This window comes from Desulfovibrio desulfuricans (genome assembly GCF_024460775.1).
Lineage (GTDB): Bacteria > Desulfobacterota > Desulfovibrionia > Desulfovibrionales > Desulfovibrionaceae > Desulfovibrio > Desulfovibrio desulfuricans_E.
Genome location: NZ_JANFYZ010000042.1, coordinates 1 through 527, shown reverse-complemented (window position 1 = coordinate 527; position 527 = coordinate 1). Strand labels below are relative to the sequence as shown.

The window sequence follows — 527 nt, the reverse complement described above, 5'->3', positions numbered from 1 at the left end:
CTTTCCTACAACGAAATGGAAACACACTGGAAGCACGGCGGCATCGTGGGTGTGTTCGGTTACGGCGGCGGCGTTATCGGCCGTTACTGCGACCAGCCCGAAATGTTCCCCGGCGTGGCGCACTTCCACACCATGCGTGTGGCCCAGCCTTCCGGCAAGTACTACCACAGCAAGTTCCTGCGCGACCTGTGCGACATTTGGGATCTGCGTGGTTCCGGTCTGACCAACATGCACGGCTCCACCGGCGACATCGTGCTGCTCGGTACCCAGACCCCCCAGCTGGAAGAAATCTTCCACGAACTGACCCACAAGATGAACGTCGACCTGGGTGGTTCCGGTTCCAACCTGCGTACGCCTGAAGCCTGCCTTGGCCAGTCGCGCTGCGAATATGCCTGCTACAACACGCAGGACATGTGCTACCAGCTGACCATGGACTATCAGGACGAACTGCACCGTCCCGCCTTCCCCTACAAGTTCAAGTTCAAGTTCGACGGTTGCCCCAACGGCTGCGTGTGCGCCATGGCGCG

1 pseudogene is annotated in these 527 nt (G+C 60.2%); it reads left to right on the top strand.

From position 1 onward, the window contains the following. Positions 1–527: pseudogene (locus NE637_RS15340) on the top strand (dissimilatory-type sulfite reductase subunit alpha); the annotation flags it as partial.